The sequence below is a fragment of the Dolichospermum circinale AWQC310F genome (genome assembly GCF_000426925.1).
Classification (GTDB): domain Bacteria; phylum Cyanobacteriota; class Cyanobacteriia; order Cyanobacteriales; family Nostocaceae; genus Dolichospermum; species Dolichospermum circinale.
The window spans coordinates 18,444-19,124 of sequence record NZ_KE384711.1 but is presented as its reverse complement, the minus strand read 5'-3'; the positions used below and the strand labels follow the sequence as shown (position 1 = coordinate 19,124).

1 protein-coding gene is annotated in these 681 nt (G+C 40.8%); it reads left to right on the top strand.

Going from position 1 to position 681, the window contains the following annotated elements:
• Window positions 1-681 (top strand): cadherin domain-containing protein (locus ACIR310F_RS24970; RefSeq protein WP_196803242.1); only part of this gene is annotated, 681 nt, incomplete at both ends.

The window sequence follows — 681 nt, the reverse complement described above, 5'->3', positions numbered from 1 at the left end:
TGCTCAGGGTGTGCAAGTAGTCAGTAATTATGCTTACGTAGCTGATGGAGAATCAGGACTACAAATAATTGACATTAGTAACCCCTCTACCCCCACCCGCAAAGGCAATTATGATACATCTGGCTATGCTTATGATGTGCAAGTAGTCGGTAACTACGCTTATGTAGCTGATGCGTATTCAGGACTACAAATAATAGACATTAGCAACCCCACTAACCCCACCCGCAAAGGCAATTATGATACTTCTGGCTATGCTAGAGGTGTGCAAGTAGTCGGTAACTACGCTTATGTAGCTGATAATGACGGTGGTTTAAAGATTATTGATGTCAGCAACGTTAACGAAACTCCTACTAATTTAACTCTCTCTAATAGCACCGTTGCGGAAAACCAAATTATTGGTACAGTAGTTGGTAATCTTTCCACCACAGACCCAGATACAGGAGACACCTTTACCTATAGCTTAGTATCAGGAATAGGTGCAACTGATAATAGTTTTTTCACCATTACCAATAATCAACTCAAAACCAACGCTGTATTTGACTACCAAACCAAAAACAGTTACAGCATTAGAGTCAAAACCACAGACCAAGGTGGGTTATCCTTTGAGAAACAATTAACCGTCAATGCCACTTTCACACCCACATTAGTGGGCAATTATAATACATCTGGCAATGCTAGAGG